Source organism: Flavobacterium sp., assembly GCF_965277525.1.
Classification (GTDB): Bacteria; Bacteroidota; Bacteroidia; order Flavobacteriales; family Flavobacteriaceae; genus Flavobacterium.
In genome coordinates this window covers 415953-434831 of record NZ_CBDIDC010000002.1, presented here as the reverse complement: position 1 = coordinate 434831, position 18879 = coordinate 415953, and the positions used below count along the sequence as shown (strand labels likewise).

The 18879-nt window shown below is 30.5% G+C and carries 18 protein-coding genes; 3 read left to right on the top strand and 15 right to left on the bottom strand.

The genetic code is table 11. The features are described 5' to 3' along the window. Nucleotides 1-301: 301 nt before the first annotated feature. Together ACQY44_RS03935 and ACQY44_RS03930 are read right to left on the bottom strand one after the other, a co-directional pair. Nucleotides 302-463 (bottom strand): hypothetical protein, encoded by a 162-nt coding sequence (locus tag ACQY44_RS03935; RefSeq protein WP_165571362.1) that lies wholly within the window; start codon nt 461-463, stop codon nt 302-304. After that, nucleotides 460-1035, bottom strand: coding sequence for a zeta toxin (locus ACQY44_RS03930; protein WP_428229108.1), 576 nt, complete (start codon nt 1033-1035; stop codon nt 460-462). The genes ACQY44_RS03935 and ACQY44_RS03930 overlap by 4 nt, the downstream gene beginning before the upstream one ends. Before the next feature lie 493 nt (nt 1036-1528). Here ACQY44_RS03930 and ACQY44_RS03925 point away from each other — a divergent pair, with 493 nt between their 5' ends. Together ACQY44_RS03925 and ACQY44_RS03920 are read left to right on the top strand one after the other, a co-directional pair. Then, a complete protein-coding gene (locus ACQY44_RS03925; protein ID WP_428229107.1) occupies nt 1529-2059 on the top strand; it encodes a hypothetical protein in 531 nt (176 codons plus the stop codon). Nucleotides 2060-2061: 2 nt separating this feature from the next. Then, a complete protein-coding gene (locus ACQY44_RS03920; RefSeq protein WP_165571361.1) occupies nt 2062-2214 on the top strand; it encodes a hypothetical protein in 153 nt (50 codons plus the stop codon). A 100-nt stretch (nt 2215-2314) separates the two neighbouring features. Here the strand turns inward: ACQY44_RS03920 and ACQY44_RS03915 are convergent, their stop codons facing one another. The 5 genes from ACQY44_RS03915 to ACQY44_RS03895 all read right to left on the bottom strand — a co-directional run bounded on the left by ACQY44_RS03915 (nt 2315) and on the right by ACQY44_RS03895 (nt 5005). After that, nucleotides 2315-2536 (bottom strand): hypothetical protein, encoded by a 222-nt coding sequence (locus tag ACQY44_RS03915; protein ID WP_428229106.1) that lies wholly within the window; start codon nt 2534-2536, stop codon nt 2315-2317. 198 nt (nt 2537-2734) lie between these two features. Further along, nucleotides 2735-3607 carry an NAD(P)H-binding protein gene (locus ACQY44_RS03910; protein WP_428229105.1) on the bottom strand — a complete coding sequence of 291 codons (873 nt, stop codon included), beginning with the start codon at nt 3605-3607 and terminating at the stop codon, nt 2735-2737. A 79-nt stretch (nt 3608-3686) separates the two neighbouring features. Then, complete coding sequence (locus tag ACQY44_RS03905; protein WP_052483674.1) at nt 3687-4256, bottom strand: Crp/Fnr family transcriptional regulator; 570 nt, start codon at nt 4254-4256, stop codon at nt 3687-3689. A gap of 264 nt (nt 4257-4520) precedes the next feature. Continuing rightward, entirely contained in the window at nt 4521-4676 is a 156-nt protein-coding gene (locus ACQY44_RS03900; RefSeq protein ID WP_428229611.1) for a hypothetical protein, read from the bottom strand. A 17-nt stretch (nt 4677-4693) separates the two neighbouring features. After that, nucleotides 4694-5005 carry a DDE-type integrase/transposase/recombinase gene (locus tag ACQY44_RS03895; RefSeq protein WP_428229104.1) on the bottom strand — a complete coding sequence of 104 codons (312 nt, stop codon included), beginning with the start codon at nt 5003-5005 and terminating at the stop codon, nt 4694-4696. A gap of 483 nt (nt 5006-5488) precedes the next feature. Between ACQY44_RS03895 and ACQY44_RS03890 the strand changes: the two genes are divergently transcribed. Then, nucleotides 5489-5773, top strand: a complete 285-nt coding sequence (locus tag ACQY44_RS03890; RefSeq protein ID WP_428229103.1) for a hypothetical protein — start codon at nt 5489-5491, stop codon at nt 5771-5773. Nucleotides 5774-6143: 370 nt separating this feature from the next. On the opposite strand, the gene ACQY44_RS03885 is transcribed toward ACQY44_RS03890, so the two are convergent. From ACQY44_RS03885 to ACQY44_RS03850, 8 genes are all read right to left on the bottom strand, one after another. Further along, nucleotides 6144-8081, bottom strand: coding sequence for an alpha/beta fold hydrolase (locus ACQY44_RS03885; RefSeq protein WP_428229102.1), 1938 nt, complete (start codon nt 8079-8081; stop codon nt 6144-6146). A 9-nt stretch (nt 8082-8090) separates the two neighbouring features. Next, a complete protein-coding gene (locus ACQY44_RS03880; RefSeq protein WP_428229101.1) occupies nt 8091-8720 on the bottom strand; it encodes a 4'-phosphopantetheinyl transferase family protein in 630 nt (209 codons plus the stop codon). 39 nt (nt 8721-8759) lie between these two features. After that, the gene (locus ACQY44_RS03875; protein ID WP_428229100.1) at nt 8760-13202 is read right to left on the bottom strand and encodes an amino acid adenylation domain-containing protein; all 4443 of its coding nucleotides are present in this window, start codon (nt 13200-13202) and stop codon (nt 8760-8762) included. A 59-nt stretch (nt 13203-13261) separates the two neighbouring features. Further along, a complete protein-coding gene (locus tag ACQY44_RS03870) occupies nt 13262-14890 on the bottom strand; it encodes a cyclic peptide export ABC transporter (RefSeq protein ID WP_428229099.1) in 1629 nt (542 codons plus the stop codon). Nucleotides 14891-14951: 61 nt separating this feature from the next. After that, entirely contained in the window at nt 14952-16268 is a 1317-nt protein-coding gene (locus ACQY44_RS03865) for a cation:proton antiporter (RefSeq protein ID WP_428229098.1), read from the bottom strand. Nucleotides 16269-16451: 183 nt separating this feature from the next. Then, nucleotides 16452-17132 carry a thioesterase II family protein gene (locus tag ACQY44_RS03860; RefSeq protein ID WP_428229097.1) on the bottom strand — a complete coding sequence of 227 codons (681 nt, stop codon included), beginning with the start codon at nt 17130-17132 and terminating at the stop codon, nt 16452-16454. Between the two features lie 153 nt (nt 17133-17285). Then, nucleotides 17286-18404: a KamA family radical SAM protein gene (locus tag ACQY44_RS03855; RefSeq protein WP_428229096.1), complete on the bottom strand. Its 1119-nt coding sequence runs from the start codon at nt 18402-18404 to the stop codon at nt 17286-17288. A gap of 12 nt (nt 18405-18416) precedes the next feature. Further along, complete coding sequence (locus ACQY44_RS03850; RefSeq protein WP_428229095.1) at nt 18417-18878, bottom strand: GNAT family N-acetyltransferase; 462 nt, start codon at nt 18876-18878, stop codon at nt 18417-18419. Between the last annotated feature and the right edge of the window lies 1 nt (nt 18879).

Genomic DNA, 18879 nt, shown 5'->3' with positions numbered 1-18879 from the left:
TTCCCAGTAAAAGACAGCAAAGCTGTTTTTATGAGAAACCTGAGTTCTTTATCTCACGAGCAGCTGTTTTTTTTGCCACAAAAAGTTTAGATGTTTTTTAAAGATATTTCACCCGTCTAAGTTTTGCGGCAGAATCGCGGCACATCGAAATTTGGAAAAATGAAAAATCAGCTATATCAAAGCCTGACGAATTTAGGTTCGAAACTTTAGATACGAAAAAGAAAAAACACTAAATTACTAAAGATAGAAAGATAAAACAGCCCTTATTTCTGAGAGCTCTCGATGCTTAGAGCTATACTTTTTATAAAGAACTGGCTTTTATCCTTACAATCTTGCCATCCTGCATAACAACCAGATCGCTGTTATTTTTCTTTTTAAACTCAATTAATTTTTCAGAAACTTTATCCATTGCCTCTATAATCTTCTTCTGAGTCGGTGTCGTTGTTGATTTGTATTCTCTCATGATTGGTTCTTTGTGAGTTTATCGAACTTGATTTCATTTATAACTTCAATATCATTGCCTAAAGTTTTTTGTGCTATCAATTCAGCTTTTACAGCTGTATTGTCAAAGATCAATGCCTCATTAACTATAGGCAAATATATAGCAAACAAATTAGTTATTCCGTTTTTATATCTGCGTTTAATAACATCGGTTTCAATATTGTGTCCTCCTTCCAGAACCCTCGTCTTGACCCTTTCAATTGCCAGGTCAACACTATCGAGCCAAAAAAATAAAAGAACCACTTTATATCCTTTTTCCTGAGCCGAAATCACTTTCGCTTTATAGCTTTTTGTGGCCAAAGTCGTTTCAAAGGCGAAAACTTCATCATTTGCCAATAATTCATTGATTCTGCGGAGCATTATTCTTCCCGATTCAAAGGCAGCCTTTTCAGGCTGGAAAGGCGAAAGTCCTTTAGCAATTTCGTCCGCATTTACAAACTCCTTACAATTTAGTATTTCCGGAAGTATTGTAAATGAAGCAGTAGTCTTGCCAGCACCATTACAGCCTGCAATTATATAGAGATTTTTATTCATCCTTACAAAGATAATAAATTACACTTTTAGTATAAATTATTTACACTTATAGTTTATTGTTCAAATGTCTTAAAAACCTGCAGTCAAGTGACAATATTGAAAAATTTGATAATATTTTATTCTTGCTTTCCATCCATCACCCCTATCATCGACCAAAATCTAAATAAAAAATCTAAAAGAAATAACAGAAAAAGAAAAAACAACCAATCAACTAAGTTTTACAGCAGCACTCCAAGATCATTATCGAAGAACATTGGTTCGAGTCCTTCGCACTTAATAGCACTTTTATTTAGGTTTAAAACCTTAAATTAAGTTTTGTGGCAGAATCGTGGCACATTGCATTTTTAAAAAGTAAAACCATAACAAAATAAGGCTCTAACAAGTTTAGGTTCGAAACTATTACAGTCCAGCAATTCTGTCGAGAGGGTCGGCAGAATTTATTTTCCATATTCAAATGTTTTCAAAATTAAATTATATTCATTAAATTAGCAGTATGGATAAAGAAGCAGAATCAGGACTCGATTTTATAATTGACAAATTAACAAACTCAATAGAAAACGTGATTACCGGAGATAGTTTTCAGACTGAAATTTCTATTGTCCAAAATTCTGATTTAAAGTCTTTAACAAAGAAAAATGGCTGGCTTTTTAATTGGAATGAAGAATTTAAAAACCCAATTAGAGATGTTTATAAACTTACAATTTTTGGAAATTCAAAAATAATTCAAGGTCTTATAAGCTTAGAAGTTAAGTCAGATCATGTCTATATGCATCTTGTTGAAAGTGCTCCATTCAATAAAGGACAAACAAAGGTTTATGCTGGTGTAGCTGGTAATCTAGTTGCTTATGCTTGTAAATTATCTTTTCAGCGCGGTCACGATGGAAATGTTTCTTTTCTTTCAAAATCGCAATTAGTTAATCATTATGAAAAAACACTTGGAGCATTCCATTTCGGTGGTAGAATTATGATAATTGAAACAAAATCAGCTTTGAAATTAATCAATAAATATTTTCAAAATAAATAATTATGAAAACTAAAAAATTAGATTTAGATATAGACAGTATTGGTGGACTAAGTTCTCTAACATTAGCTGAAGAAAAAGCTTTAAGCGATTTTTTTCAAAAGAAAAAACTAACAAAAAAGAAAACTGAGAAAAAGAAATTAATACTTAAAAATTAGAACATACCCTATCAGACATTTGATGTACTTGATACTTTTTGCTCCAAAAATTTGGCAATCATATGAATTATTATCTCAATTGTCTACATTATTGTTTTTTTTAATCCACTAAAACATCGAAATCTACTGTTGACAAAGTGGTTTCCATATCTTCGAAAATTGGAATATTTCTGGAGCCTAAATTAAGTATTTCAGCTAAATTTTCGCCCTTGTTGTTTCTCGAAAGTGCTCCAACAAGTTGCATGTTTGTATGGTTTAAAACTTCTTTGCTCAGTTCGGAACCAGCCCAACCTGCTCCTCCTGCAATACATACTTTGATCATAATCTATTTGTTTTGTTTGTATTTATCCTCTTTTGATTTCTTAAATAACTTGATAAGTGATGCAGAACAGAATTTCTGCCATAATTATAATGTGAAACTGTCGATTGGCAGGTATCAAAAATAAATAAAATATTCAAAAGAGGATAAATGTAAAGTTAAGTTACCAATGCCATTTGCAGGTTTCTTCTTTGTTCAGCCTTATTTTATTTTATCAACTACATTTTCAATCATCCAGTCCTTAATTGTTGTCGTAGTATCATCTGTTCTCGGCTCAGCATCATACAGGCCATTACCAATTGCCGTCAGCATTTCAGTTAAAGAGAATGCAAATGCTTCCGATGTATGGTGTTGTCCTAATAGTGTTTTAATATAGTCTTCATTTGAAACCTGCTGAAAACGGATCGGTTTGCCTGTCAATTCACTCAGTTGAATTGCAATGTCGCTATAGCTGATATCTTTCGGACCCTGAATCGCATATCCTTCTACACCTGCCCAGGTTTTATCAATTAGAAGTTCTACAGCTTTCGACGCAATGTCTTTTACCGCAACTTGTGGCATTTTGTAATTTCCGTTGATGGGCAAAAAGAACATTCCCGTTTTTTTTAATGATGTAATTTGATACAAAATGCTTTCGTAAAATACAGGGCAGCGCAATGCCCTGACTGATGCACCTGACTGATTGATGATATCTTCACCTTTATGGAGTGCTGTTATAAGACCTGCCTGCAAATTGCTTTCCTTCCCACCGCTTGACAAATAAACAACTCTTTCTGTGCCTGCATTTTTAATTGCGTTTGAAGCTACGTTAGCAAAGCTTTCGTAGTAGGCATTTACATCTTCTTGCGTGTTGCTCTGAGGTACACAAAAATAGAGCGTGTCGCATCCTTGCAATGCTTCTGTAAATTCAGATTCATTAAGTAGAGAGCCGGTTGAAACTTCTACTTTTTCTAAAATGTCAGCTGATATTTTTTCGGGATCTCTGACAAAAATTCTGACCTGTTGTCCTCGCTCTATTAATTGTCGTAGAATCATTGAGCCTGTGTTGCCTGTCGGCGTAGTTACTAAAATCATATTTGAACTTTTTTATTGTTTGTTGAAGTACAAAGATGACCAGAGTATTTTTTGTAAACATTGTCCTATGTTCACATTTTTACAGCTTTGATTTTAATCTGCTTAATGTTTGAGGGGTAAGTCCTAAATAAGATGCAACCATTTTATTTGATATTCTTGTCAACCATTTTGATTGATTTGTCAAAACCCAACGAACTTTTTCTATGGCTTCTAAACTTTGAAAACAATAAATACGTTCCTGAGACTTTAGGTATGCTGATTCCAGAATTTCTCTGTAAATAAAAGCAAACTGTGGAACAGTTTCAACCAAATGAAAGTAGTCGTCACGTTCTATAACCAACAATTCCGAAGGTTCAATAGTCTGCATAAATTCGTACGACGCTGTTTGATTGATGAGACTTGGTAACGCGGTTCCAAAAGAATCCTCAAAATGAAAATATCTCGTTCCTTCTTCTCCATTGTTGTTAATGTTGAAAAGTCGTATACAACCCTTATTTACAAAGAAGAAATGTTTGCAAATTGCGCCTTCTTCCAACAGAAATTCGTTCCTTTTGGTCTTTTTAATTTTAAAGTAGGAAGAGATATGAGAAAGTGTCTTATCGTCAATTTCAGTTCTTGTTTTAAAATATTCTTCTAATTGTATGTACATTTATATGTTTAAGTTCTTCATTAAAATGGGCGAGTAACTTGCATGTGAACATATTGAGATAAGTAATTAACTTTCTTAATTTTGTTTCAGCCAGTAAATTTAAAATTTAATTTGGAAGCATCTTTAGTATGCCTTTTAAATATTTCATAATTTAAACTTCATTTTAATAAACGTATGTTTTCTTTAAACTAAAGTTTCACTTTTGCTCTATGGGTTCTGTCGCATCTGCCAGAATCAAATATAAAAATTTAAGTCATTTAAAAGTTAGCCCGCCACTTTACAGAATGATTTAAACATAGTTATCCCTGGTCCAATCATCTGGTTCTTTCTCAGCATATCTACAACTTGAATTCCGCTCAAGGTTCGTCTGGCCGATTCAAAACTTTTAAAACCTAATCCGTTTTGTATGCGCCACTTGATAAAAAGATGGTCCTGTTCTACAATATTGTTGCCATATTTACACTGTCGGATTTTAATCTTTGAAATGAACGCTTGTTATAGACTTTGATAGCGGTAGTATTTGAACCGCTTTTATCAATATTTATTACTCTTGGCTTGTAGTTATTATTAATTGCTTTAATTAGAAATGACCAAGCACTGATTCTCTGTCTTTTTCTGGTCAAAAGAAAGTCTACTGTATTGCCCAATTTATCTGTCGCTTGATATAAATAACACCAAATGCCTTTTACTTTGATATAGGTTCCATCCAATCTCCAACTCGCCCCCACTCTGCCTTTTCTCTTCTTCATCTCTTACTCAAGCAAAGGTCTAAACTTATAAACCCAGCACTGAATACTAGCATGATCAACAGAAACTCCTCGCATTTTCATGATCTCTTCAACATCCCGATAGCTTAATGTAAACCTAAGCTTAAAATATAAGGCCTGCAGTATAATTGACTTCGGATAGCAATGACCTTTAGTATTGATGAGTTTAAGAATTAAAAAAGCAAAGATAAAACTTAGCTTTAGATGCGACAGAAGCAGAATTGTGGCTTATGGTATTTTTAAAACAAAAATTGAGTATTGATTACAAGTACAACAATTGGGTTCCAATATGCAGTTCTCCAAAACAAAACAGGGCTGATCAGCAGCCCTAGCCCCGATAGCAGTGGAAATCCTTTTGTGCCGGGGTTCGGCGCAAAAGATTAGAACGGATAGCGGGAAAAGCTCCAAAAAAAAAGCCCTATTGGCGCCGTTTCAGGAAAAAAACACAAGTAAATAACAAGAGTAATGGACCAGCTAAACCCTTTAACGCGATTCTTCAAAGCAATAGAAAAAGACCAGCGCAATAGCATTACGCATATTGGAATTTTTGCGGCATTACTACAATTCAGAACTGCTGCAGGCTACATTAATCCTATTAAAGCATACAGGCATGAAATTATGAAGACTGCTAAAATAAGCGGCCCTGTTACCTATCACAGATGTACCGGAGACCTAAATGATTACGGTTATATAAATTATCTTCCAAAGAGAAACAGAAATCAGAAGAGCATCATTTATTTCACCCTTTAAGAGTTTGCTAAAATTCTCAGTAAAAGATAGCAAAGCTGTTTTCATGAGAAACCTGGGTTCTTTATCTCACAAGCAGCTATTTTTTTTGCCACAAAAAGTTTAGGTCTTTTTTAAAGATATTTCACCACTTTAAGTTTTGTGGCAGAATCGTGGCACATGGGTATATTGAAAAACACAAACACAACAAAACCAAGGCCTGACAAGCTTAGGTTCGAATATGTTATAACCCCATAAAAGTCGAATTTTTATTAAGCCTTTCTTGGCTAAATATAAATATTGTAAGTTTAAATCCTTAAAAAAGTTTACAAATAAAAGAGGGAAGTGATTCAGGAAAATCTATCTTAACTTTTATTTGCAAATCCAATTTTTTCTAAAAGAAGAATCCCCAATATTGAAAATAAACACTGATAAGAGATAAAGAAAATAAGATTGTTGCAATAACACTTGCCTTTGAAATAGATTTGATTTTAAGAATAAAGTAAAGGATTGAAATCATAGAAAATACTATAAAAGCACCTTGAATTACAAATAAGTAATCAAATTGTTTTGGTATTCCAAAAGCAAGTATGTAAAAATTGTTTTGAGCAGTATTATTTATAGCTAAAACAAATCCAATAACTGCAAACAGACCAAATAAAGAAGTTATCACAAGTAAGCACATCATGAGTTTATTTTGAAATGTATCTTTTCTTTTTCTAATTAACAAATAACAAAAATTGAAAATTGAAATTAATATGATAATAATCGCGATAAAAAATGGCGCAAAAAATAATAGATTAAATTCATTTAAACTATTCGCCAAATTAGAAACTCCTTTACTAATTTTTACATCAGTAACAAATTGCACTTTATTATCTAATTCCAATTCTTTTGTATTAGGTCTTTGAAGTGGATTTTTTATAAATTCATCAACAATTTTAAATCCAATTTTTGAAAAACTAGGTGCATGACCCGAAATTGGAGCATTTACTAAAAAGCCATTTTTGAACTTGCCAACAGTAATTTTTCCGTTTAATGCCGGAGTGATAGGATCAAATGCTCCCGAAAATACTAATACCGGTACTCTTAATTTTAATAGATTAGATAAATCTTTTATAATTGATTGTTTATTTGTTTGTAAATTCCATTTATTACATACTAGAAAATCTGATTTGTAAAAAGACAAACCTCCTTTTAGTTTTTTGTAATTAATAGCATTCGCATTAAACGCCGAAATTGAATTATTTGGGATAACCTCATTACAACTCACACAATAATACTGCCCATAATCTAAACCTAAAGCTCCTGAAAAAGCAGCCACGAGTGAACTCAATGTACTTTTGTTTCCTTTATTGAATTCGGTTATTAATAAGGGCAATACTTCTATTAATTTTTTACGATATAGGGATTGTTGAATAGCAATTTTAAAATCTTCTGCATTATATGTAAATTTTCCATTAGCAATTATTTTCTTGTCTACCTTAACCGTAATGGGATTTTTATCTAATTTTTCTATTGTTTCATAATAGGCCTTTTCTAAATCTGGATATTGCTTATTACATATAGGATCATTTGCACAGGCGCTAAAAACTTTCTTAAGGCTATTCATGTAATTCTCTGTATTATGATTATAATACAGAGCAATATCTGAAATCGCAGAATCCAGAATCAATGACTTAATATCCTGAGGAAAATCATTTGCATAAACCTGAGCAGTATAAGTGCCATAAGAAACCCCATAAACATTCCAGTTCTTATACTTTAATACTTTTTTCAAAGCATTTAAATCTTTTGCTATTGATGTGCTATTGTAGGCATTTAAATCAATGTCCCGATTTAATAAATCCTGTTTACAAGACATAGCAGCAAGGGATTTTTGTTGCTCATCTTGTGTGCTATTCTGGTTTTTTGCTAATATCTCTAAAAATTTCTTTCCTAAATCCGGACAAAATTTAGGTAAAGAATTGCCAGTACCCCTAACATCCATTAAAATAATATCGCTTTTTTCTCTTAACGGATGTTTTAGCCAACTCCAAATTCCTTCAATTCCACCGGCTCCTGGCCCACCTTCTATAAAAACAACTGGATTTAAATTCATGCTGCCTGAAGTGTGTTTTAAAATTGCAACTGCAATTTTAATTGTCTTACCAGAAGGTTTATCCCAGTTTTCAGGAACACTTAAATATCCCCATTCTATATTATCTTGATTAATAACTTCTTCTTTCGGGAAAAAAGAAGTTGTTTTTTCTAATTTTAAAACATTCGTTTGGGCACACAAACAAGTTGGTAACATAATTAGCAGAAGAAATAGTCTAACTAGATTTTTCATTTTTTTTGATTAAGTTATTAGGAATTGTATCTTTTTCTCTTTTAAATAAATTTCACCTATTGTTCCTTTTAAAGAGATATAACATTTATATTTTTCGTTAATTTTTATTTCCTTCAAATTGTATTTTTCATCATTGATTCTGGTTGTACTATTAAAAATTTCAAATGTTTTAAGCGGGATTGTTAGTCCGTGGCCTTGTGCTTTTATCACGGCTTCTTTTTGAGTCCAATATTCAAAAAAAGAGGTTATTTTATTATTTGAAAAAATAATATTGTCCAATTCATTTTCCGTCATCTGAAATTTAAAATCATCTATTTCAATCTCTGATATTATTTCAATATCAATACCTATTTCATGCTCATCGTTTAATACACAAACTACTATTTCTCCTGAATGGGAGATATTAAACTTGAATAAATCATCATCAAAATATGGCTTATTATATTTAGTGTGTTTCATCACTTTATCATGAGGATTATGCTTGTAGATTTCTTCAATCCCATTAAACAGCAATATTCTTCCTAAAAGTGACAGTTGTGCATCTTGCCATCTTCTATATCGTTTAATTTTCTCTTGATAATCGGCTGAAAATTTTGGGAGATAAATCTTTAATAAATTTTCGTGATTTTCTTCAGACAAATAAGAATAATAGATGTAAATCAAAACTGTAAGTGTGTGTTAGAAATTAAAATCAAAATCTAATAATGTATTCTTTTCAAACTCTAATTTATCATCAATTAAATCCAATTTCATCAATCGATTAGTTTTTATTTCGTTTAAAATTTTACAATATTTTAGAGCAATAATTTGAATTGTATTCTCTTCAAATAAATCAGAGTTATAGTCTATACTACCTTTCAGGCTATTATCACTTTCAAACAAATTAAACACAATTGGCATTCTGCTAAATTTGCCATCAACAGGATAAGAAGTTAATTTGAAATCATTTAATTTATCAATATTTTCAAATGAAAACTCTGGATTTTGATATACCAACATAACATCAAAAATAGATTGAGATACTTTTTCGAAAGGAACAATTTGGTAATCATCAATTTGCAACAAATCTTTTTGCGTGCTTTTCAATAAATCAACAAAAGTGTGCTTCGAACCCATTTTAGTTCTTAAAATAAGCGTATTAACAAACATCCCTATTTGAATATTTAACTCCGGGATATTTCTTCCTGAGTTTACAGTTCCTATGCAAATATCATTGTGATTTGAGAATTTATAAATCAAAATATTTAATGCCGTCGCTAAAATGGTGTAAAAAGTGACTTGTTCCTCAAGGGCTAATTTCTTTAAAGCTAAGGTAGTATTAGGTGTTAATTCAAACAAATATTTACTTCCTCTTTGCTGATTGTCTTCGACACTAAAATCCCTGTCAAAAGAATCTTTAGGTTGATAATCCTGAAGATAATTTTTCCAAAATTTTTGATTTTTAAAGGCATTATCTTCCAATGTTTTAGTAAACCATTCTGAATAATCTTTAAATTGAAATTTCAAAATGTTTTCTTCTGACGTATTTAAAAAATTACTTTCATTATAATTTTTAATAAATTCTTTGATAAAAATCTCTAATGATAAACCATCCATTATTATATGATGTGTAGAAAAAAGTAATATGAATTGATTTATTTCTAATTGAATAAGTTGGACTCTTATTAATAAATCTTTTTCTAAGTCAAACTCCTTATTAATTAATTGGTCTATAGTTTCTTTTACTTTTTCACTTTTTAGTTTATCGATAGAAATTTCAAACTTTACACTTTCAGCAGCATTAATCTTTTGATAAGGAATTCCATCTACTTCAATAAAATTTGTTCTTAGAACTTCATATTTACTAATTATTGTGTTTATAGATTTTGTGATTTTATTCAAATTTAAATTACCCTCAATCTTATAACCTGCAGACATATTATAAGCTATTGAACTATTTTTTTGCTGAGAGGCTAGCCAAATATTATATTGAGCTGGGGTTAAATTATAGAAATCTTTAGATTTAGATAATGTTATAGCAATTGATTGAATTGGTGTCAACGCATTTATGTAATTAGCCAACAACTCAATAGTAGGGTATTCAAAAATATTTTTTAAGGTAATAGCATACAAAAGCTCTTTGGCAACTAATCCTATCAATTTAACGGCATTTAATGAATGTCCGCCCAGAGCAAAGAAATTATCATTTATACTTATAGGTTCTTTAGTATTTAAGATAGCTGCCCAATATTCGGATAGTCTTTTTTCTAAATTGGAAATCGGCGCTTTGTAATCATCATTATTTATGCTTTGCTGAATATCTCTTTGAGATAAAGATTTTCTATCTATTTTTTGGTTTGGTGTAAGCGGAAATTCTTCTACAAAAATGATTGCAGTTGGAATCATATAATAAGGAAGATTGATCTTTAATGTTGTAATAATCTTTTCTGTTTCAACTTCTGCTCTTTTTAAAATATAAGCCACTAAAAAAGCTTCCTGTTGGTTTCCTTTTTTAGCAATTACAACTGAATTCTGAATTTCTTCTATTAAATTTAATTGCGACTCTATATCTCCTAGTTCAATTCTATATCCTCTAATTTTAACCTGATTATCATTTCTGCCCAAAAACTCGATTTCTCCATCATCAGTCCATTTCCCTACATCACCAGTTTCATAAAGCAAACTAGTTTCATTAAATGGATTTTTGATAATTTTTTCCTTTGTTAAAACGTCGTTTTTATAATATCCTTTCGCTAAACCATCTCCTGCTATATAAATTGCTCCAGGCGTTCCAATTGGTTTGGGATTTAAAAAAGAATCTAAAATATAAAACTGTGTATTATTTATTGGCTTTCCTATATTGGATGCATCTTTTGGATGGTTTATTTTTTTTATACTTGACCAAATGGTAGTTTCTGTTGGCCCGTACATGTTCCAGACTTCTAAACTATTGTTGATTAATTTTTCAGCCAATGCTTCACTTAATAAATCACCTCCACACAGTACTTTTAATTTTTTATTACCTTGCCAATCGGCATTAAACAGCATTTGATAAAAACTTGGTGTAGCCTGAATTAAAGTGGGTTGTATCTCTTCTATTTTTCGAATAGTAAAATTAGGGTCTGATAAAATATCGTGGTTCGCAATATATAAAGTGGCTCCTGATATTAAAGGCGTAAAAAATTCTAAAATTGAAATATCAAAAGAAGATGTTGTTACCGAAAATAATATATCATTTGAACCAACTCCTGGCTTTTGCTGAATACTGGTCAAAAAATTAAGCAATGACTGATGCCCTATTTCAACTCCTTTCGGGTTTCCGGTTGAACCTGATGTGTAAATGATATAAGCTGTATTTTTAGGAGAAATGACGGTGGATTTTTTACCTTCGAATGCATTAATTCCTGCTAAAACATTCTCTAACGATACTATCGCGACATTTTCAACTCCTTCTAATTCATACTCTTTTTCGCTGATAACTACTTTACTTTGGCTATTATCAACAATGTAACTCAATCGTCCTTTTGGGAAAGCAGGATCTAATGGGATATAAGATCTTCCTGATTTTAATATGCCTACTAAAACAGCTATCATATTAGCGGATCTCTCTAATAAAACTGCAATTGGTGATTTATCCTTTTCATCAAAACTTGCAACAAGATATTCTGCTATCTGATTTGATAATTGGTCAAGTTCAGCATAAGAAAACGATTTATGATCATCTTTTACTGCCTCTTTTTCCGGAGTTTTCCTTACTTGTGCTTCAAATAAATCTATTATTGTTTTATCTTTTGGGTAATCCGCTTTTGTATTGTTAAATTCTACTAGTACCTGATGTTCTTCTTCTTTCGTTAAATAGATTAACTCTTTTAGTTTTTTATCAGGACAGGTTAGAATAGCGTTAATTAAATTTTCAAAATGATAGACAACTTCTGTTATTCTTGAATCATCAAAATAATTCAGGTTATAATCAAAGTCTATTTTGACATCTTCCATTTCATCAAATTCTCTAATATAGATGGCTAATCCTACTCGCTCTGATTGATGGCTTAATGGAATTACCCTGGTTTGTGTATTTTGAAAATTAGTGGCATAATTCTGCTTTTCGTAAGAAAGCGTAATATTAAATAACCTTTCTTTCTCATTAAAAACCTGAAGTTCCTGAATTAGTTTACCTAATGGAAATCTCTGATGGCGATAATCCTGTCGCAATTGATTTTTTATATCGATGATTAAATCTGCAATAGAGGCATCAAAATCCAGAGCGATTTTTAAAGGCGAAATTCCCATAAAGAGACCAACTGTTTTCTTATAGGTAGATTTACTTCTATTTAAAACGGGCAGACCTATTGCAAAATCAGTATTCTGGTGTTTTCTACCAAAATAAGTATACAAAATGGCCAGAATTAAATTAAAAGTGGAACATTTATAGTCCGAAGCTAAACCATTTAATTGATTATATACCTCTCTTTTAATAATTAATTCTTTGCGACTGCTTTTATTAATTTGAATAGCATCATCGATTTTATCAAACAAATTTTCAGGTAAAGACTGAAATTTTTGTACCCAATATTTTTTATCTTCTAAAAATGACTCAGAATTTTGATAGGCAGCATCATCTTCTATAAAAGCCTTATAACTAAAAGGATATACTGTTCTAACATCTCCAAATTCAAAGATCTCATTATAATTTTGAACCAATCTCTGAAACATTAAAGAGGTTCCCCAACCATCAGTTATTATATGATGATAAACCGAAAATAGATAATGATAATCATCTGTTACTTTAACCAAAGTAAAAACATGCAACAAGTTTTCACCAAACAAATCAAAAGGTTTCATAAACTCCTTTTGCATATAAAGTGTAGCTTCTTCAACCGGATTCTCGCTCTTAGAGAAATCAATAAATCCTAATTTAGAAGCATGTTCGTCTACTATTTTGCTTGTTACATTTTCCTGAACTTGGCCAAGAACAATTCTATAAGCATCATGCTGGTTAATCAGTTCAATATATGCTTTATTAAATATTTCAGTGTTTATATGTCCTTTGATTTCAATTTTAGCCCCAATATTGTATATAGGTTCATTGGGATGCAGTAGCTGATCAAAATATATATCCTGCTGTGGTAAAGTAAGTTTCATATCTAAAAAAATGGGGTTCGCTATTGCTTATTTATTTTGTTTCCCTTTAAGGTTAAAGTTTACCACAAGCTTTCTGTAGTCAAAAGCTCTTTCTGCATTTTAAGGTCCTTTACAATTTGACCATAATCAAATTTAATTATTCTGTCAGCATGCTTAAAATAGGCATCATCGTGCGTAACCGCTATAATTGTTTTTCCTTCTTTTTTTAATTTAGGAATTAAAACTTCATAGAAATATTTTCTAAAGTGCGGATCCTGATCTGCTGCCCACTCATCTAAAACTAAAATCGGTTTGTTTTCTAAAAGAGCAAAAATCATTGACATTCTCTTGCCTTGTCCTTTAGAAAAAGCTCGTCTTGCTGACTCCTCCTTATCATCGACAATGACTTTATCTAATTCCATTACTTTTAACAGCTCTTGATAATCAGTATTTTGCTCTAATGAATAATCATCATAATTATGAGAAAATATATGGTTATCTGTAAAAACTGCGGAAATTAGATTTTGGACAGAAGCATCCTGATTAATAGTTTCATTATTTAAAACTATTTCACCTTCTGATGGTTTATACAAACCTGTTAGAATATTAATAAAGGTGCTTTTCCCGCTTCCGTTTCCTCCAATTATAAATATTGTTTCTCCTTTTTCTATCGAAATATTTATAGGCCCTAAAGCAAAAGTTTTTTCCTTTGAATCATTTTCATAATTGAAACTTACATTGTTGAATTCTAAAGAATTAAACATCTCAGGAGTTGAATTTTGAGTTAAATTAATTACTTCAGTAGTATCAAAATCCTTTATGAATTTCTTGATTCTGGTATTGGCAACAGTTAACCGAGTATAAATATTCTGCATATTGATTAAATTGTTAATTGGTCCTGAGATAAACAATAAAATAACTACGTAGGATATGATGTCTTCTTTTTTTAATAACCCAATTTCAGGCAATAAAAAAAGTATAACTCCAATAAGTAAATACAATCCGTATTGGCTTATCAAATTGATGGATAAAAAAACATAGTTTATATTAAAATCCAGTTCTTTTGCATTTTCTCTGTTTGGAGATAAATGTTCATACATTAACTTTTCTCTTCTTTGAGTACTTAATTTAAACCCTTTAAACCCCTTTATTACATCATCTACATATTTATAATAATGTTCATTATATTTTCTAAGAATGCCTACTTTTTGAGACATCGAACTTATTACGAAAAAATATACAACAGCTATTAAAATTATTAAGGCAATAACAACCAAAGCAGCTGATACAGATAAAGTAAATAAATACATCATACAAAGCAGTAACATCAATAAAGAATTGATAGAATGGGTAATAACTTCGGGAAAAGAGGAGAACATCCTTAAATCCTCGATTGCTGTGTAGAATCGTTGAGATCCCAATTTTTCAATAGTAATTAATGGTGTTTTTAATATTTTATCAAATACTTTTTTTTCGTTTTCATATAATATTTCAAAAGAGCGTTCGTTGATTTTTTTTTGAAAAAAAATATTTAACAGATAAGTATATATAACAATTGAAACAAATACAATTCCTATATAGCTTGCTGTAAACTCTTTATTGCCGGAAATAACATTATTTATAATGTATAAAATACCAAAACTTAATAGTGTATTTGGTAAAGCATATAATAAAAGGCAAAGGATGTTTTTTTTTGAAATTTTAAACATAATTATTGTTGTTGTTTTACTTGACTTTTTTTTTGCGTTGGCAACGCTCTCAAAAAACCATTTAACTTGCTATTTCAAGAACTTTATCTTTTTTATTCTCGATTTGCTTTGCAATTTTATCATTTGTCTTATGTTTTTTTAAACTTAGATTGTAGATTGGCATTGCAGTCAATGTAGTACTAACAGCAATCAGTACCAAAATTGAGAACGTATTTTGATCAATGATTTCATACTCCAGTCCAATACTGGCAACAATCAATTCCATTAAACCTCTAGCGGTCATTAACCCGCCTATTGCAGAAGATTCACGCCATGAATAGCCTGTGATCTTCATACTAAGTAATACAGGAATATATTTACATGCAAAAGCTAATAGGACAATAACTAAAGAAGGTATCAAAAACTCAGGGGCAAATAATTTCAAGAAATTTGTTTTGAGGCCTGAAAACGCAAAAAACAATGGTAATAAAAACACTACAGTTAGGTCCGTTAATTTTACTTTTACCTCGTTGATAAGTAAATCTTCTCTAGGCATTGCCAACCCAATAATAAATCCGCCAAAAACACTATAAAGACCAATTTTATCCGTAATAATAGCGCTAATTAATAGAGTAACGATTACAATACTAAAATGAGTCTGATTAACTATACCTTTTTTATTAATATTACGAGCCATCTTTTTCAAAAGAGGCCTTGCAATAAAAAACGCAAAACCCACAAAAATGACAGCGCCAACTAGCGTAATTATACCAGATTTAAAACTTCCGGTTTTTGCTAAGGAGATAATAAACGCTAATAAAATCCATGTTATTACATCCTGTCCACTAGCTGATAATAAAGCAAGCGTTCCCAGTTTAGTTTTAATAATTTTTTTTTCATCAAGAATTCTGGCAAGCATTGGAAATGCCATAATAGATAATGCCGTTCCCATAAAGATCATGAATATCATTTCCGTTGTGCCAAATATTGCTAATTGGTCAAAATACATCCAGGACACCAGTCCTCCAACTCCAAAAGGGATTACAGTGGCAACTATACATAGAATCCAGGATTGCTTTTTTAGCAGTTTATCAACTTTTCTAAAATCGATTTCAATACCAACAAGGAACATATAAATTGATAAACCTATATTTCCTAATATGTAAATTGTAGATTTTGTATCATCAAACAAATAGTTTGTAAAATCAGGGAATATGGTGCTTAAAAAGGTGGGGCCTAATAGAATTCCGGCAATCATTTCTCCAACTACACGAGGCTGCTTTATATAAACCATTAATGATCCAACAACCCTTGCCATAATAATGATTACAACAATTGCACAAGCAACATGTATGAATAATTCTAAATTTGTAATCTGAGGATTTGATAATGAAACCATATTTTTGTTTTATATTATTATTATTATTAATTTTATTTCATGAAGAATTTTAACCTCACTAATAGTATTTATCCCTTGTTAATTTTACAATAACAATAAGACATTATAAACCTGGTACCATACAACTAAATCTTCTTTGATGTCGTAAAATGGCGTTTCTTTTCTTTAAACGAAAAGTTAAATTTATTGCTTGATTGTGGATAAAAAATAGTCTTTAAAAAAGTCGATATGGTCAAAAATAAAAAAATGATTTCCTATCATTTGATTAATTGTAACTTCGTGTGTATTCATATCTTTCCATCCAATTATGTCTTCAGCTTTAATTCCTTCATCTGATCCATAAAACACATCTATTGGTATATTTAATTTTCCTTCCAATACATGTTTGTAGTTTTCAACTGCTGTAAAATCTGATTTTAAAATTGGCAAATAAAAATCAATCAGATCAGGGTGATTGCTGACTTCATCAGGAATCCCCCCCATCTTAGTAACTTCCTTCCAAAATTCTTCATTTAAAAAACATGAAATCATCTTTCCTTTTTTAAAAAAAGGAGGATTTCTGCCGCTTACAACAAATTTTAAAGGCTTCTTTATACCTAGCTGTTCGATTTTATGGCAAATTAAATACCCTATTAAACCTCCCATACTATGACCATAAATAATATAATCGTCACAAGAATTTATTTCATTCTTAATTTGAGGGAGAAGATCCTCTATAAGTGAATTAATATCAATTATTAATTCCTCCTTAATTCTTTTACCTCTCCCTGGATATTCTATAACAACAAAATTTGAATTGTTTTGAGAAAATTTTTGATACGAATATTTATTGCCCCCTGCAAAAGGAAATGCTATAACTTTCATTTTTAATTTTATTTGAAAAATTAAATTAATAGCTCAAAAAACAATATTTGACAGCCATTTTTTTTAAAATTAATTTTTACTTATTTATTTTTATCCTTACTTATTTTTCTAACCTAAGTTCAATGAATTATATCTTGACTTATAATTAAAAAATTATACTATTAAAGTAGTCTCTAAATCAGGTAAAGCGACAAGATTGGTATAATCATCAAACCAATAGGCCTCTGGATTAGAATCATAAATCATAATCTCTTCATTATCATCTTGATCCGGAAAATTATGTTTCTTCAAAATTACTTTCCCGTTATTAATACTTAGTACTTCAATTTTACCTGTTGAATGAGACATTACAAAACGTGCTGTTTTAGCCAATCCTGAACTTGTTTTTTTGGATTCCTGAAAAATTCTAAAACCTTCTTCAATAGGCACAGCATAGACAAAGTTACCTTCAGTTGGTCTACAAGTAAAAATGTAATATGGTATTACACCTACAAATGATAGCTCTTCCATTAATTTGCCAAGAACTTCAGGATCATCATTTACTCCTTTAATAATAGGAGTTTGATTTACAGTAGTTACTCCTCTCTTTTTTATAGCCCTAATTGCATCAATACTTTCTTTTGTTAACTCTGTTGGATGATTGTAATGTAACATAAAATAAATCTGAAAAGACTCAGAATATTTTTCTAACATTTCTAAAAAAAGTTCATCTTCCAAAACTCTAAACGGATTGAATCCTAATACTTTTGTACCAAGCCTGACAATTTTAACATGAGGTATTTGCTTTAATTCTTCAAATATTTGAATCAGTCTTTTTGTACTTAACATTAACGGATCTCCTCCTGTTAGAAGAACATTATTAATTTCAGAATGCTCTTTAATATATTCTATTCCTTTCCAGACATCCTTTTCTACCTCTTCGTTATCAGACTGAAACAGGCGTTTTCTAAAACAAAATCTACAATAAGCTGCACATACGTCATTACAAAGTAATAAGGCAGTGGTATTATACTTATGTTCTAACCCCGGAACTTTTGTATACGCAGATTCTGAAGATGCATCAAGTTCTCCCCAATTTATTGTTTCATCCTTGTCGGGTATAACAATTTTTCGCAATGGGTCATTTTCGTCAGACCAGTCAATAAGATTGTTGTAATATGAATTTGTTCTGAAAGCATACTTTTCAGAAATTTCTGTGTAAATTTTTTTCTCTCCTTCACTTAACTCTTCTACTTTCTCTACGTTGGTAATATATTTTACTTTAGTTTTCATCATTTAATTTTCTTAAAATATTCTATAAATCAGCTCAATTGAACCATCATAATTTACCTCTCTATCTTTCTTAGCTCCTAATTTAATTAACACACGTACTGAATTTACATTGTCAAGTGCTACTTTTGCATATAACTCTTTTACACAATCATCACTTTTAATTTTTTCTATTAAACTCTTAGTGATTTTTAGTGCAAGACCTTTTCCGCGATGTTCTTTTAAGACGGCATACCCAATTTCATAAAAATTCATTTCATTATTAAATTTATACATACAACTTCCAACCATACATTCATTGTATATGGCTGAAAATTGTTTAATGTTTTTTACTTCCTCATCAGGACTGATCATCTTTTTTAATTGATCATCAGAAAAACAATAATTTTTACTTACATATTTTATTACATCGGGATCATTAAAAATTGATCTTAATGCTGTAAAATCCTCTGGTAAATGCTCTCTTAAATGGATCATT

Coding starts and splice junctions, on each gene's coding strand:
- ACQY44_RS03935 (WP_165571362.1), bottom strand. CDS start 463: ATGAGAGAATACAAATCAACAACGACACCGACTCAGAAGAAGATTATA.
- ACQY44_RS03930 (WP_428229108.1), bottom strand. CDS start 1,035: ATGAATAAAAATCTCTATATAATTGCAGGCTGTAATGGTGCTGGCAAG.
- ACQY44_RS03925 (WP_428229107.1), top strand. CDS start 1,529: ATGGATAAAGAAGCAGAATCAGGACTCGATTTTATAATTGACAAATTA.
- ACQY44_RS03920 (WP_165571361.1), top strand. CDS start 2,062: ATGAAAACTAAAAAATTAGATTTAGATATAGACAGTATTGGTGGACTA.
- ACQY44_RS03915 (WP_428229106.1), bottom strand. CDS start 2,536: ATGATCAAAGTATGTATTGCAGGAGGAGCAGGTTGGGCTGGTTCCGAA.
- ACQY44_RS03910 (WP_428229105.1), bottom strand. CDS start 3,607: ATGATTTTAGTAACTACGCCGACAGGCAACACAGGCTCAATGATTCTA.
- ACQY44_RS03905 (WP_052483674.1), bottom strand. CDS start 4,256: ATGTACATACAATTAGAAGAATATTTTAAAACAAGAACTGAAATTGAC.
- ACQY44_RS03895 (WP_428229104.1), bottom strand. CDS start 5,005: ATGAAGAAGAGAAAAGGCAGAGTGGGGGCGAGTTGGAGATTGGATGGA.
- ACQY44_RS03890 (WP_428229103.1), top strand. CDS start 5,489: ATGGACCAGCTAAACCCTTTAACGCGATTCTTCAAAGCAATAGAAAAA.
- ACQY44_RS03885 (WP_428229102.1), bottom strand. CDS start 8,081: ATGAAAAATCTAGTTAGACTATTTCTTCTGCTAATTATGTTACCAACT.
- ACQY44_RS03875 (WP_428229100.1), bottom strand. CDS start 13,202: ATGAAACTTACTTTACCACAGCAGGATATATATTTTGATCAGCTACTG.
- ACQY44_RS03870 (WP_428229099.1), bottom strand. CDS start 14,890: ATGTTTAAAATTTCAAAAAAAAACATCCTTTGCCTTTTATTATATGCT.
- ACQY44_RS03865 (WP_428229098.1), bottom strand. CDS start 16,268: ATGGTTTCATTATCAAATCCTCAGATTACAAATTTAGAATTATTCATA.
- ACQY44_RS03860 (WP_428229097.1), bottom strand. CDS start 17,132: ATGAAAGTTATAGCATTTCCTTTTGCAGGGGGCAATAAATATTCGTAT.
- ACQY44_RS03855 (WP_428229096.1), bottom strand. CDS start 18,404: ATGAAAACTAAAGTAAAATATATTACCAACGTAGAGAAAGTAGAAGAG.
- ACQY44_RS03850 (WP_428229095.1), bottom strand. CDS start 18,878: ATGATCCATTTAAGAGAGCATTTACCAGAGGATTTTACAGCATTAAGA.